13 protein-coding genes are annotated in these 13,178 nt (G+C 64.6%); 11 read left to right on the top strand and 2 right to left on the bottom strand.

The features are described 5' to 3' along the window. Positions 1–145 precede the first annotated feature (145 nt). Positions 146–2,257 carry a DNA repair helicase YoaA gene (locus AC1DKD_RS31015; RefSeq protein ID WP_441631277.1) on the top strand — a complete coding sequence of 704 codons (2,112 nt, stop codon included), beginning with the start codon at positions 146–148 and terminating at the stop codon, positions 2,255–2,257. 84 nt (positions 2,258–2,341) lie between these two features. On the opposite strand, the gene AC1DKD_RS31010 is transcribed toward AC1DKD_RS31015, so the two are convergent. Then, entirely contained in the window at positions 2,342–3,172 is an 831-nt protein-coding gene (locus AC1DKD_RS31010) for an outer membrane protein assembly factor BamD (RefSeq protein WP_477144107.1), read from the bottom strand. Positions 3,173–3,188: 16 nt separating this feature from the next. Here AC1DKD_RS31010 and AC1DKD_RS31005 point away from each other — a divergent pair, with 16 nt between their 5' ends. Together AC1DKD_RS31005 and pgeF are read left to right on the top strand one after the other, a co-directional pair. Continuing rightward, the gene (locus AC1DKD_RS31005) at positions 3,189–4,406 is read left to right on the top strand and encodes an RluA family pseudouridine synthase (protein WP_035860220.1); all 1,218 of its coding nucleotides are present in this window, start codon (positions 3,189–3,191) and stop codon (positions 4,404–4,406) included. Next, complete coding sequence (gene pgeF, locus AC1DKD_RS31000) at positions 4,396–5,187, top strand: peptidoglycan editing factor PgeF (protein WP_441631233.1); 792 nt, start codon at positions 4,396–4,398, stop codon at positions 5,185–5,187. The genes AC1DKD_RS31005 and pgeF overlap by 11 nt, the downstream gene beginning before the upstream one ends. Before the next feature lie 13 nt (positions 5,188–5,200). On the opposite strand, the gene AC1DKD_RS30995 is transcribed toward pgeF, so the two are convergent. After that, entirely contained in the window at positions 5,201–5,482 is a 282-nt protein-coding gene (locus AC1DKD_RS30995) for a hypothetical protein (protein ID WP_477111175.1), read from the bottom strand. 370 nt (positions 5,483–5,852) lie between these two features. On the opposite strand from AC1DKD_RS30995, the gene phaC reads away from it, so the two are divergent. The 8 genes from phaC to AC1DKD_RS30955 all read left to right on the top strand — a co-directional run bounded on the left by phaC (position 5,853) and on the right by AC1DKD_RS30955 (position 13,102). Further along, positions 5,853–7,646 carry a class I poly(R)-hydroxyalkanoic acid synthase gene (gene phaC, locus AC1DKD_RS30990; RefSeq protein WP_477111176.1) on the top strand — a complete coding sequence of 598 codons (1,794 nt, stop codon included), beginning with the start codon at positions 5,853–5,855 and terminating at the stop codon, positions 7,644–7,646. Positions 7,647–7,725: 79 nt separating this feature from the next. Continuing rightward, on the top strand, positions 7,726–8,907 hold the full coding sequence (locus AC1DKD_RS30985; protein ID WP_441631227.1) for an acetyl-CoA C-acetyltransferase: 1,182 nt from the start codon (positions 7,726–7,728) through the stop codon (positions 8,905–8,907). 115 nt (positions 8,908–9,022) lie between these two features. Beyond that, entirely contained in the window at positions 9,023–9,763 is a 741-nt protein-coding gene (locus AC1DKD_RS30980; protein WP_035860140.1) for a 3-ketoacyl-ACP reductase, read from the top strand. Positions 9,764–9,963: 200 nt separating this feature from the next. Further along, positions 9,964–10,212: a hypothetical protein gene (locus AC1DKD_RS30975; protein WP_441631224.1), complete on the top strand. Its 249-nt coding sequence runs from the start codon at positions 9,964–9,966 to the stop codon at positions 10,210–10,212. A gap of 6 nt (positions 10,213–10,218) precedes the next feature. Next, positions 10,219–10,770: a polyhydroxyalkanoate synthesis repressor PhaR gene (gene phaR, locus AC1DKD_RS30970; RefSeq protein WP_035860143.1), complete on the top strand. Its 552-nt coding sequence runs from the start codon at positions 10,219–10,221 to the stop codon at positions 10,768–10,770. Between the two features lie 262 nt (positions 10,771–11,032). Then, entirely contained in the window at positions 11,033–11,335 is a 303-nt protein-coding gene (locus AC1DKD_RS30965) for a type II toxin-antitoxin system HigB family toxin (protein ID WP_441631222.1), read from the top strand. 3 nt (positions 11,336–11,338) lie between these two features. Beyond that, positions 11,339–11,695 carry a helix-turn-helix domain-containing protein gene (locus AC1DKD_RS30960; protein ID WP_477103931.1) on the top strand — a complete coding sequence of 119 codons (357 nt, stop codon included), beginning with the start codon at positions 11,339–11,341 and terminating at the stop codon, positions 11,693–11,695. 426 nt (positions 11,696–12,121) lie between these two features. Next, positions 12,122–13,102, top strand: coding sequence for a tRNA dihydrouridine synthase (locus AC1DKD_RS30955; RefSeq protein ID WP_441631218.1), 981 nt, complete (start codon positions 12,122–12,124; stop codon positions 13,100–13,102). The last annotated feature ends 76 nt before the right edge of the window (positions 13,103–13,178 follow it).

The raw sequence follows: 13,178 nt of genomic DNA, 5'->3' as shown, positions 1-13,178 counted from the left end.
ATTCCCCTTGTCCACGGGCCGTCGCTGAAGCGGTCCGCCATAAAGCCTCGCCTTGCCCGCCTCCGAAGAAGACCTTTCCGCCACGCCCGCGGTCCCCGTAACGACCACCGTGTCCGCTGCGGCCGACACGCCAGATACGCCCGCAATGCCGGCCGCCAGCGGTACCGGGCCGTCCGGTGCCGCGGTATCGCATGCCGCCGAACTGGCTACCATCTTCGCCCCGACCGGGACCCTGGCGCAGGGCATCGAAGGCTACCGCCCGCGCGAGGCGCAAGAGCGCATGGCCGAGGCCGTTGCCAGCGCGATCGAGCGCGCCGACACGGTCATCGTCGAGGCCGGCACCGGTACCGGCAAGACCTTTGCCTATCTGGTCCCCGCCATGTTGTGGGGCGGCAAGGTCATCCTCTCCACCGGTACCAAGAACCTGCAGGACCAGCTCTTCCTGCGCGATATCCCCACGGTGCGGCGCGCGCTCAATGTGCCGGTGTCGGTCGCGCTGCTCAAGGGGCGGGCCAACTATCTCTGCCACTACCATCTGGAACGCGCCGAAATCCAGGGCCGCCTGGCCTCGCGGCAGGACGCCGCATGGCTGCGCGAGATTGCCCGGTTTGCCAAGGTGACGTCCACGGGCGACAAGGCCGAGCTTGCCTCGGTGCCGGAAAACGCGCCGGTATGGCAACTGGTCACTTCGACTCGCGACAACTGTCTCGGCACGGAGTGCCCGAACTACAAAGAGTGCTTTGTCATGCGCGCGCGCAAGGAGGCGCAGCAAGCCGACCTGGTGGTGGTCAACCATCACCTGTTTTTTGCCGACGTCGTACTGCGCGACACAGGCATGGCGGAACTGTTGCCGGCGGCCAACACAGTCATCTTCGACGAGGCGCACCAGCTGCCGGAGACGGCCACGCTGTTCTTTGGCGACAGCCTGTCGACCAGCCAGTTGCTGGAGCTCGCGCGGGATACCGTGGCCGAAGGCCTCTCGCACGCGCGGGACGCCGCCGACTGGGTGCGCATCGCGGCACCCCTGGAGCGTGCCGCGCGGGACTTGCGGCTGGCCTTTACCAAGGACAATGCGCGCCTGGCGGTGAACCAGATCGAAGCGGACCCGCGCATCAGCAAGCCTTTTTTTGAGACGCTGGACGCACTCGAAAGTGCGCTGGGGGAGTTCGTGACCCTGCTGGAAAGCCAGGCAGAGCGCGCCGAGTCGCTGGAGCAGTGCCACCGCCGCGCGGTGGAGCTCGATCAGCGCCTGGCGGCCTGGCGTAGCGAATCCAAGGCCGCGCCGCAGCCCGCCGCGAGCGGCGAGGCGCAAGATGGCGCGGTGGCGGCCCCTGCAGCCGCCTTCGGGCCGGACACGGTGCGCTGGGTGGAGGTGTTCTCCCACACGGTGCAGCTGCATCGCACCCCGTTGTCGATCGCGCCAATCTTCACGCGTCAGCGCGAAGGCCACCCGCGAGCCTGGGTATTTACCTCGGCCACGCTCTCGGTGAAGGGCAATTTCAGCCACTACGCTGCCCAGCTCGGGCTGGACAAGGACAGGTCGCTGACCTTGCCAAGCCCGTTCGACTACGCCGAGCAGGGCCTGCTCTACGTGCCGCGAGACCTGCCGGCGCCGCAGTCGCCCCAGTTCACGGAAGCGGTGGTGCAAACCGCGTTGCCGCTGATCGAGGCGGCGGGCGGTCGCGCCTTTCTGCTCTGCACCACGCTGCGGGCGGTGCAGCGTGCCTCCGATATGCTTTACGAGGCCTTCGCGGAGCGCGGCCTGGCACTACCCCTGCTGGTCCAGGGCCAGGCCAGCCGCACGGAACTGCTCGACCGTTTCCGTGAGCTTGGCAATGCGGTGCTGGTCGGCAGCCAGAGTTTCTGGGAGGGCGTCGACGTGCGTGGCGAGGCGCTGTCACTGGTGATCATCGATAAACTGCCGTTTGCGCCACCCGACGATCCCGTGCTGGCCGCACGCATGGAAGTGCTGCAGAARAAGGGCCTGAGCCCGTTYGCCGTGCACCAGTTGCCGCAYGCGGTGATCACGCTCAAGCAGGGCGCGGGGCGCCTGATCCGCTCCGAGACAGACCGTGGGGTGCTGGTGATCTGCGATACCAGGCTGGTGGAGAAGCCCTATGGTCGCCAGATCTGGCAGAGCCTGCCGCCCTTCAAGCGGACGCGCGAGGCCGAGACCGTGATCCGCTTCCTAGAATCGATCCGGGACGGCGGGGAGGCGCCAGCGGCGGACCAAGGGGGCGAAGCGCGGCCCGATTGAGCAGGCAACAAAAAGCCCGGTTGAGACCGGGCTTTTTGTTGCCGGGGCTTGCGCCTCCGGCCTACTCAATTGCATGCCTGCCGTTCAGAACACTTCCCACCAGGACTTGTCCTTGCGGCGTTCTCCATACTTGATGTAATCGCTGTTGGGGAAGTTCTTTTCCATCACGCGGGCGGTATCGTCGCGCAGATCCTTCATGCCCAGCGAGTCGTAGGAACGGATCATGATGTACAGCGCTTCTTCGTTGGCCGGGGCGCCATCATATTCCTTGAGCGCCTGCTGGGCGCGGTTGGCGGCGGCCAGGTAGGCGCCACGCTTGTAGTAGTAGCGTGCCGCATGGACCTCGTGCTGGGCCAGCGCGTTCACGATGTACTGCATGCGCGCGGCGGAGTCCGGCGTGTACTTGCTGTCGGGGAAGCGCGTGACGAGGGTGTTGAATGCGTCATACGCGGCGCGCGCGGCCTTGGGGTCGCGCTCGCTCAGGTCCTGGCCGGAAAAGCGGCCGAGCCAGCCCAAATTATCATTGAAGTTGATCAGGCCCTTCAGGTAATAGGCATAATCCACGTTCGGGTGATTCGGATGCAACTGGATGAAGCGGTCAACCGAGGCCAGGGCCGCGGCGGTTTCGCCATCCTTGTAGCTGGCATAGGCGGAATCGATCTGCGCCTGCTGCGCGAAACGGCCGAAGGGGTAACGTCCTTCCAGCTTATCGTACAGCTTGACTGCACGGGTGAAGTCGCCGGAATCGAGTGCGTCCTTGGCTTCCGAATATAATTTGTTAGCCGACCAGCCGGCAGTTTCGTCTGGTTGATCCGACAGCAGGCCGCACGCCGATAGCATGASGCAGCMGCCTGCGAGCARAATCGCTCCAAYTCTWGCGCGCCAGTTSGCGCGYTTCATGCTCWKCRATTGCATGGGCAACMTRTYCCGGATGAAAAATAGCGTCAAGCATTATAGCCCAAGCCCCTTGCCGGCAACCGCCGCCAAGGGCATCGCGCAGCAAGCTGCCGATTCAGCCGACACTTTGAACGAAGTGGAGGACCTGGAAGACCTGACCGATGTGGCCGCGCTAGGCGGCCTGGAGGCTGGTGCGCAGGCATCGCCGATCGAGTTGGAAATGCAGCAAGTGGAGTTTGAAGTAGACGGTGCGTCACATGGCGAGCGCCTCGATAAATTGCTGGCGCGCCATCTCAGCGGATTTTCGCGCAGCCGCCTGCAGCAATGGATCGAGAGCGGCGCGGTGCTGGTCGACGGCGAGGTGCGCCGCTCGAAGGCTTCGGTCCAGATGGGCGAGCGCGTCGTGGTGCGGCCGCAGGCCCCCGCCGAATCGCGCGCCTTCGTGCCGGAAGACGTGCCGCTCGAGGTGGTGTACGAGGACGCGGCAATGCTGGTCATCGACAAGCCCGCCGGGCTGGTGGTGCATCCCGCGGCCGGCAACTGGGGCGGCACGGTGCTCAACGGCCTGCTGCACCGCTATCCCGAGGCCGTGGGCCTGCCGCGCGCCGGCATCGTCCACCGGCTCGACAAGGAAACCTCCGGGCTGATGGTAGTGGCGCGCACGCTTACCGCCCAGACCGATCTCGTGCGCCAGTTGCAGGCGCGTACCGTCAAACGTACCTATCTGGCGCTGGTGTGGGGCGAGACGCCCGAATCGGGCACCATCGATGCGCCGATCGGCCGCGATCCGCGCGAGCGGATCCGCATGGCGATCGTGCTCACCAACAGCGGCAAGCCTTCGCGCACCCATTTCCGCACGCTGGGCACGGTGCCGCTCGGGCGGGGCCATGTCTCGATGGTGATGTGCCAGCTCGAAACSGGCCGCACGCACCAGATCCGCGTGCATTTCGAATCAATCGGCCATCCCCTGGTCGGCGATCCGGTCTACCATCGCGCCGCTACGCAGCGCGGCCAGCGCCCGGCCATCAAGGCGCCGCTGCCGGTGCCGCTGGGGCGCCAGGCGCTGCACGCCTTCCGGTTGGGGCTGGTGCATCCGACGACCGGCAAGTCCATGTCGTGGGAGGCGCCGCCGCCCGACGACCTGCAGGCATTGATCGAAGCGCTCGATTTCGACCGCGCCGATGATGAGGACGAGGATGACGGCTGGGTGGAGGGCGAGGACGGCGCATGGGAGTACGGCGATGACGACTGAGGCGCCGTGGCTGGTTCCTGACTGGCCGGCCCCGGCGCGGGTGCGCGCGTTGTCCACCACCCGTCAGGGCGGCTTGAGCCAGGCCCCTTACGGCCTGGCGGACGGCAGCCCGGGCGGGCTTAACCTCGGCACCCACGTGGGCGACGATCCCTCGGCGGTCGCCGGCAACCGGGCGCGCCTGGCCGCGCGGCTGCCGGCCGCGCCAGGCTGGCTGGAGCAGGTGCATGGCTGCGCGATCGCCACCGAGGACAAGTTCGCGGCCGATGGCGCGGTTCCGCAGGCGGACGCAAGCATTGCCGCGACCCCTGCGCGGGTCTGCGCCGTAATGACCGCGGATTGCCTGCCGGTGCTGCTCTGCGATCGTGCCGGCACGGTGGTGGGCGCGGCGCACGCTGGCTGGCGCGGGTTGTGCGGCGGGGTGATCGAATCCACGGTGGCACGCATGGGCGAGCGGGCAGGCGCGCAGGCCGAGTGGCTGGCCTGGCTTGGTCCTGCGATCGGCCCGCAAGCCTTCGAGGTCGGCGCCGAAGTCCGGCAGGCCTTTCTTGCCCAGGCGCTGCCCGAAGAAGCGGGACCGGTGGATCGCGCATTCCGCGCCGGCGCGGACGGCAAGTATTTCGCCGATATCTATGCGCTTGCCCGCATCCGCCTCGCGCGCGCGGGCTGTACCGCGGTGTATGGCGGCGACGCCTGCACCGTCAGCGATGCGCGGCGCTTCTACTCTTACCGGCGCGATGGCGTCACTGGCCGCATGGCCAGCCTGGTCTGGTTGGTCGCCTGAATTCCCCTCGCCGTTAGTCCCGGGCGGGCGGCAGGGCTGGTCGCGCGCCCGTCGCCTGGGCGGGCTGGGTTGCCTCGGGCTCCCCGGCGGCCGCGGGGTCCGGCTCGCTCTTGGCCTGTTTTGCTTCCTCGGCCTTGCGCCGGCGCCGGCGTCCAGGCGTGCCCATGATGTACACCAGGATCGCCACCGGGAACAGGCCATAAAAGACGAAAGTGGCCACGCCCGCGACCACGGTATGTTCGGTAATGGCCATCATCAGGACCACGTACAGCCAACCGATTGCAACGATGTACATCAGAAAGTCATCCTTCTCGTGCAAGCTTGCCCCGGGGCCGGAGTGGCTGCGCCGGGCTGCCCGCAGATTCGCGCCGGGCGCATTTTGCCATTAGCGCCGGTCCGCGCAATTTTCCGCATTGACAGGCAGAACATTGCAAGGCAACAATGGCCTCGAGTGGCTTGCGATTATGTGTTCGCGAGCATTCGCAGGCTCCGCCGGCACCATCCGGTCCGCGGAGAGGCGTGTCCGGCAAGCATACCGCATGACGTCACCAGCCGAGGGTGTCAGCGCGGGCCGGTTTCGAGGCTGGAGGCGGGGGTGAGTCCCGCAGTGGTGGCACGCCGCCCAGCCAGCTTTCAAATAAGTGACGGCAGAGAGACGAAACATCATGGCAACCGGCAAAGGTGCGGCAGCTTCCGCCAAGGAAGACAAGTCCCAACCGTTTTCATTTGCTTCGGGGCCATTTGATCCAGCGACATGGCTGGAATGGACCCGTCAGGCACAGGCCAACGGTATGGCGACCCAGCAGGGCATGTCCGGCATGCCCGGCATTCCCGGTTTCGAGGCTTTGACGGGTTCCGCCATGGCGGGCGTGAAGATCGCGCCCGATCAGTTGGCCGGCATCCAGCAGCGCTACATGAAGGACTTCAGCGAGCTGTGGCGAAGCATGGCCGAAGGCGGCGCCAATCCGGCGGAGGCACTGGCCGACCGCCGCTTTGCCGGCGATGCCTGGCGCAGCAGCGCGGCCTTTCACTACGCGGCTGCCTTCTACCTGATCAACGCACGCGCCATGAATGAGCTGGCCGACGCGGTCGAGGCCGATGCCAAGACCCGCCAGCGCATCCGCTTCGCCGTCTCGCAGTGGGTCGATGCCATGTCGCCGGCCAATTTCCTCGTCACCAATCCGGAGGCGCAGAAAAAACTGATCGAGTCGGGCGGTGAGTCGCTACGGGTTGGCGTGCTCAACATGCTGGAGGACCTTGGCCGCGGCAAGATCTCACAGACCGACGAATCCGCCTTCGAAGTGGGCCGCAACGTGGCTGTCACCGAGGGTGCGGTCGTCTACGAGAACCCCTACTTCCAGTTGCTGCAATACAAGCCGAGCACCGAAAAGGTGTTCACGCGCCCGCTGCTGCTGGTGCCGCCGTGCATCAACAAGTACTACATCCTCGACCTGCAGCCGCAGACCTCGCTGGTGAACTACATGGTGGAGCAGGGGCACACGGTCTACATGGTGTCCTGGCGCAACCCGGATGCCTCGATGGCCGAGATCAGCTGGGATGACTACATCGAGCATGCCGCCATCCGCGCCATCGAAGTCACGCGCGAGATCAGCGGCCAGGACCAGATCAACGTGCTGGGCTTCTGCGTGGGCGGCACCATCGTGTCCACCGCGCTGGCGGTGCTGGCCAAGCGCGGCGTGCGGCCCGTGGCCAGCCTGACATTGCTGACCACGCTGCTGGATTTCGCCGAGACCGGCGTGCTGGATGTGTTTGTCGACGAAGCCCACGTCAAGCTGCGCGAAGCCACCCTGGGCGGCGTCGGGGGCGCGCCATGCGCGTTGCTGCGCGGCGTGGAACTGGCCAACACGTTCTCTTTCCTGCGCCCCAACGACCTGGTCTGGAACTATGTCGTCGACAACTACCTGAAGGGCAATACTCCGGTACCGTTTGACCTGCTGTTCTGGAACGGCGACGCCACCAACTTGCCGGGACCCTGGTACTGCTGGTACCTGCGCCATACCTACCTGCAGAACGAACTCAAGGAGCCGGGCAAGCTGACCGTGTGCAATGCGCCGGTGGACCTGGGCAGCATTGACGTGCCCACCTATATCTACGGCTCGCGCGAGGACCATATCGTGCCCTGGGCATCGGCCTACGCCTCGACCGCGCTGCTCAAGAACAARCTGCGYTTCGTGCTTGGSGCRTCSGGCCATATYGCCGGYGTGATCAACCCGCCGGCCAAGAAGAAGCGCAGCCACTGGACCAACGACAAGCTTCCGGCGTTGCCAGAGGACTGGCTCAGCGATGCCACCGAGCATGCCGGCAGCTGGTGGCCCGACTGGGCATCCTGGCTGGGCAAGCACGCCGGCGCGCGCAAGGCAGCGCCCACCGACTACGGCAACAAGGATTACCGCGCCATCGAGGCGGCACCGGGCCGCTACGTCAAGGCGAAGGCATAGGATTTGTCCGGGCCGGCACCCCATTGGGCAGCCGGCCTCTTTCACCCCTTATCCGCATTCAACTCGAGAGGACCTCCCAATGACTGACATCGTCATCGTATCCGCTGCCCGTACCGCGGTGGGCAAGTTCGGCGGCTCGCTCGCCAAGATCCCCGCACCTGAACTCGGCGCCATCGTTATCAAGGCCGCGCTCGAGCGCGCCGGCATCAAGCCCGAGCAGGTCAGCGAAGTGATCATGGGCCAGGTGCTGGCCGCCGGCTCCGGCCAGAACCCGGCGCGCCAGGCCGCGCTGAAGGCTGGCCTGCCCGTGATGGTGCCGGCCATGACCATCAACAAAGTCTGCGGCTCSGGCCTGAAGGCCGTGATGCTGGCGGCCAACGCCATTGCCGCGGGCGATGCCGAGATCGTGGTGGCGGGCGGCCAGGAAAACATGAGTGCCGCGCCGCACGTGCTGCCGGGCTCGCGCGACGGCTTCCGCATGGGCGATGCCAAGCTGGTCGACAGCATGATCGTGGACGGTCTGTGGGACGTCTACAACCAGTACCACATGGGCGTCACCGCCGAGAACGTCGCCAAGGAATACGGCATCACGCGCGAAGCGCAGGACGCGTTCGCGGCGGCCTCACAGAACAAGGCCGAAGCTGCCCAGAAGGCTGGCAGGTTTGACGAGGAAATCGTGCCGGTGCCGATTCCCCAGCGCAAGGGCGATCCGGTGCAGTTCGCCACCGACGAGTTCGTGCGCCACGGCGTCACGCAGGATGCGCTGGCTGGCCTGAAGCCCGCCTTCGACAAGGCCGGCACGGTGACCGCGGCCAATGCCTCGGGCCTGAACGACGGTGCCGCCGCGGTGGTGGTGATGTCGGCTGCCAAGGCCAAGGAACTCGGCCTGACTCCGCTGGCGACCATCCGAGCCTACGGTACCGCCGGTGTCGATCCCAAGGTAATGGGCATGGGCCCGGTACCTGCATCGCAGCGTTGCCTGTCGCGCGCCGGCTGGAGCGTGGAAGAGCTCGACCTGATGGAAATCAACGAAGCCTTCGCTGCCCAGGCCCTGGCCGTGCACAAGCAGATGGGCTGGGACACGTCCAAGGTCAACGTCAACGGCGGTGCTATCGCCATCGGGCATCCGATCGGCGCGTCGGGCTGCCGCGTGCTGGTCACGCTGCTGCATGAGATGAAGCGCCGCGGTTCGCGCAAGGGCTTGGCCTCGCTGTGCATCGGCGGCGGCATGGGCGTGGCGCTGGCGGTGGAACGCGAGTGACAATCTGCATCGCTTGCCGCAACGCATAGCGCGCAAGCTGGTCTGAGGGGTGTGCTGGCGGGGAGAGGGCTTCTTCCCGCTGGTTTCAATAAAAACTAGCCATCAAGGAGTAGATATGACTCAGCGCATTGCATACGTAACCGGTGGCATGGGTGGCATTGGAACGGCCATCTGCCAGCGTCTGGCCAAGGATGGCTACAAAGTGGTGGCCGGTTGCGGCCCCAACTCGCCGCGCCGTGAAAAATGGCTCGAGCAGCAGAAGGCCCTGGGCTTTGATTTCATCGCGTCGGAAGGCAACGTTGCCGACTGGGATTCGACCAAGGCCGCATTCGACAAGGTCAAGGCCGAAGTCGGTGAAGTCGACGTCCTGATCAACAACGCCGGCATCACGCGTGACGTGGTGTTCCGCAAGATGACGCGCGCCGACTGGGACGCCGTGATCGATACCAACCTGACCTCGCTGTTCAACGTGACCAAGCAGGTCATCGACGGCATGGCGGACCGTGGCTTCGGCCGCATCGTCAATATTTCGTCGGTCAATGGGCAGAAGGGCCAGTTCGGGCAAACCAACTACTCCACCGCGAAGGCAGGCCTGCACGGCTTCACCATGGCGCTGGCGCAGGAAGTGGCGACCAAGGGCGTGACCGTGAACACGGTGTCGCCTGGGTACATTGCTACCGACATGGTCAAGTCGATCCGCCAGGATGTGCTGGACAAGATCGTCGGCACCATTCCCGTCAAGCGCCTTGGCGCGCCCGAGGAAATTGCGTCGATCTGCGCCTGGCTGGCGTCCGATGAGTCGGGCTTCTCGACCGGCGCGGATTTCTCGCTGAACGGCGGCCTGCATATGGGGTGATGGGCTAGGGCCGCCTTTGGTATTCGGGTGGCTTTTTGTCTTGGGAGGTCCTCTTCGGAGGGCCTTTTTTGTTTTTGGTGGCGGAACTGGCAGGGCGGCCAATCCGGGCAGTCAACCGAAGTCCCCGCATGTTCTCCAAATAGACCTTGAGCTGCCCCATTCCCCGCAGCAATATTGCATTGCACTCCCTGCACCGCACCATGCCGACTGAACCGGGTAAAAACCTGCCCCCGCATTTCCCGCAATCCATTGCCCCGTGCGGGTTTTCCTTAACGGCCCCGGCTTTCAATAGTGCCTTGTTGGGCATAGAATCAGGGCAGCGGCTTGCCCGCACCAAAATAGATCATGCGTTGCAGGTCAACACGTTGTATCCCCCGCTGCCGGTTTCGATTTTGCGCACCGCACAGCATGCGGTGCAGCAGCATGCAACAGCGACGATAAAAGGATAGAGCACGATGGCTACCACCAAGAAAGGCGCAGAGCGACTGATCAAGAAGTATCCTAATCGCCGGCTCTACGATACGCAGACCAGCACCTACATCACGCTAGCCGACGTCAAGCAGCTCGTGATGGACACCGAGGATTTCAAGGTGATCGACGCCAAGTCAGGCGACGAGCTCACGCGCAGCATCCTGCTGCAGATCATCCTGGAAGAAGAGACCGGCGGCGTGCCGATGTTCTCCAGCTCCATGCTGTCGCAGATCATCCGCTACTACGGCCATGCCATGCAGGGCATGATGGGGACCTACCTGGAGAAGAACATCCAGGCCTTTATCGATATCCAGAACAAGCTGGCCGAAAACTCCAAGGGGCTATACTCCGGCGAGCCGTTCAGCCCCGACATGTGGTCCCAGTTCATGAACATGCAGGGCCCGATGATGCAGGGCATGATGAGCAACTACATCGAGCAGAGCAAGAACCTGTTCGTGCAGATGCAGGAACAGATGCAGAGCCAGGCCAAGAACATGTTCGGCACGTTCCCGTTCAACCAGCCGGACAAGAAGTAAGCCGTCGCCAGCCGCCCTGGCGAGGCGGCATGGTATTGCCTGGCAGGGCAACAGTTCTGTAACAGTTCTGTTGGGCGGGCCTGGCCCGGTTAGGGCCAGGAGTCGGGATCTCCCTCCATTGGCACAAGGCCGCTCGCTGCCGCCGACACTGCGTATTCCACCATTCGAATTCCATTTACCGCCCCCGCTTGCGCGCAAGACGGGTGACTGCGTTTGCCGAATCGATCTGACGTAGTCCCATTTTGGGACTATAATCAGTGCCATGCGAATTATTGCGAAACGACATCTGCTGATGTTCTGCGAGAAGCACCCGGGCGCAAAGCAGCCGCTGCTGGCGTGGCACGAGGAAGCCATCCGGGCGCGATGGTCGACACCGCAAGACATCAAGGACCGATACGCGTCGGCCAGCTTCGTAGGTAGCAATCGTGTGGTGTTTAACATCGGCGGTAACAACTACCGGTTGATCGTCGCAGTCGCATACCGCGTGGGCGTTGTGTACGTGAAGTTCATCGGGACACACGCCGAATATGACCGGGCCGATGCGGCAACCGTGGAACTGGAGTAACGCATGGACATTCGACCTCTGCACACTGACGATGACTATCAGGCGGCGCTGGCCGACGTGTCGGCGCTCGTCGATATCGATCCGGTACCCGGCACCCCGGAAGGGGATCGCCTGGAGATCATGGCAACCCTCATCGAGCGCTATGAAGCGGATCATTTCCCGCTGGAGCACCCGGACGCAATCGAGGCAATTCGTTTCAGGATGGAGCAGGGCGGTCTGACTGCACGCGATATGCAGCCGTATTTCGGAAATCTGAATCGGGTGTATGAGGTGCTGAACCGCAAGCGAGGCCTCAGCCTGGCCATGATCCGGCGCCTCAATCAGGAACTGAAAATCCCGGCGGAAGTCTTGATCGCCTGACTCCTGCCTTTCGCGTTAAGCAGGGCGTCCCGCCAGGCGAGCGCCACAAAGCCAGAATCCCGCGCAAGGCGGGACAGGACCGGGCAGGTGCGGACGCCGAACGTGCCACCTGCAAGCGCAACGCACTGTGAATCCAGTTGCGTCCCGGCGCGAAAATCCTGCCGAGATTTGCTGGTTGGGGCGATCGGTTAAAATCACGCATATCCGGGTGACGCGCGGCTTCATCGCGCTGGCTACCCTTCTCAAATGTGGCGATTCATATCGAGGACTCGCCTGCACAGTGCGAATCCCAATGCCTTCCGAAATCCAGGACATTCACCAGGTGCTTGCCGCCGAGGCCAGGCCCGTTCCGGCGGCCGGTTTCGTGTTTTCCGGTTTTCCGGCATATCGCCAGGACAAGCGCCACACTTCGGCGCCAGCTTTCGCATGAGCCGGCTGTTTCTGGCCCCCATGGAAGGGCTTGCGGACTACGTGTTGCGCGACGTGCTGACCGGCGCGGGCGGATACGACGGGTGTGTGTCCGAGTTCGTCAGGGTGACCGGCTCTCTGCTTCCCGAGCGCGTCTACGAGAGGGACACCCCCGAGATCCTCGACGGAGGCCATACTCCTAGTGGCACGCCGATGGTGATCCAGCTGCTTGGAAGCGATCCGGAATGGCTGGCGCTGAACGCGGCCCAAGCAGCGACGTTGTCGCCGCATGGACTCGACCTGAACTTCGGTTGCCCCGCCAAAGTCGTCAACAGGCACGGTGGCGGGGCCATGTTGCTGGCGGACCCTGAGCTGCTGAACCGGATCGTTTCGTGCGTTCGCGCCGCGGTGCCTGCCAGCATCGCCGTAACGGCAAAAATGCGGCTTGGCGTGTCCGATACCTCGCTGGCGATCGACTGCGCCACCGCGCTGGCGGAAGGCGGCGCGGCTTCCCTCGTCGTGCATGCCAGAACGCGCGACCATGGCTACCGGCCGCCGGCCCACTGGGAGTGGATCGCGCGTATCGATGCTGCCGTGGACGTGCCCGTTGTTGCCAACGGAGAAGTCTGGACGGTCGCCGACTGGGAACGCTGCCGGGCTGTCAGCGGCTGTGCCGACGTGATGATAGGGCGGGGCGCCGTATCCGATCCTTTCCTGGCCTTGCGGATACGCGGGCTGATGGAAAGGGTGGCATCCGGCGAGGAATGGCCGCTCGTGCTTCGTCACATTGCCGACTACCTGAAGAAGTTGCAGGCCCGTGTCGAATGCCGTCATGAGCACGGACGCGTCAAATTGTGGCTCAGCTATCTGAAGCGGACCTGGCCGCAAGCCGCCGAGCTGCATGCGGCCATCCGGCGCCTGCAAGATTCGTTCGAGATTCAAGACGTGATTGAGCGTGCCCTGGCGGACATGCCAGGGACTTCATCCGCGCGGATGTGACGCCGCTGCGCAGGGCAGGCTGGCCCATTGATGCGATGAGACTGGTTGCGACAGGTTTACCGCGGCATGTCGGGGA

The organism is Cupriavidus sp. 05T313 (genome assembly GCF_056396665.1).
The sequence above is the reverse complement of the archived record's forward strand: the minus strand, read 5'-3'. Positions and strand labels throughout refer to the sequence as shown.

Bases quoted from the DNA above. Each gene is read 5' to 3' on its own strand.
- AC1DKD_RS30975 (WP_441631224.1), top strand. From the start codon at position 9,964: ATGCCGACTGAACCGGGTAAAAACCTGCCCCCGCATTTCCCGCAATCC.
- AC1DKD_RS30980 (WP_035860140.1), top strand. From the start codon at position 9,023: ATGACTCAGCGCATTGCATACGTAACCGGTGGCATGGGTGGCATTGGA.
- phaR (WP_035860143.1), top strand. From the start codon at position 10,219: ATGGCTACCACCAAGAAAGGCGCAGAGCGACTGATCAAGAAGTATCCT.
- AC1DKD_RS30955 (WP_441631218.1), top strand. From the start codon at position 12,122: ATGAGCCGGCTGTTTCTGGCCCCCATGGAAGGGCTTGCGGACTACGTG.
- AC1DKD_RS30965 (WP_441631222.1), top strand. From the start codon at position 11,033: ATGCGAATTATTGCGAAACGACATCTGCTGATGTTCTGCGAGAAGCAC.
- AC1DKD_RS30960 (WP_477103931.1), top strand. From the start codon at position 11,339: ATGGACATTCGACCTCTGCACACTGACGATGACTATCAGGCGGCGCTG.
- AC1DKD_RS30995 (WP_477111175.1), bottom strand. From the start codon at position 5,482: ATGTACATCGTTGCAATCGGTTGGCTGTACGTGGTCCTGATGATGGCC.
- pgeF (WP_441631233.1), top strand. From the start codon at position 4,396: ATGACGACTGAGGCGCCGTGGCTGGTTCCTGACTGGCCGGCCCCGGCG.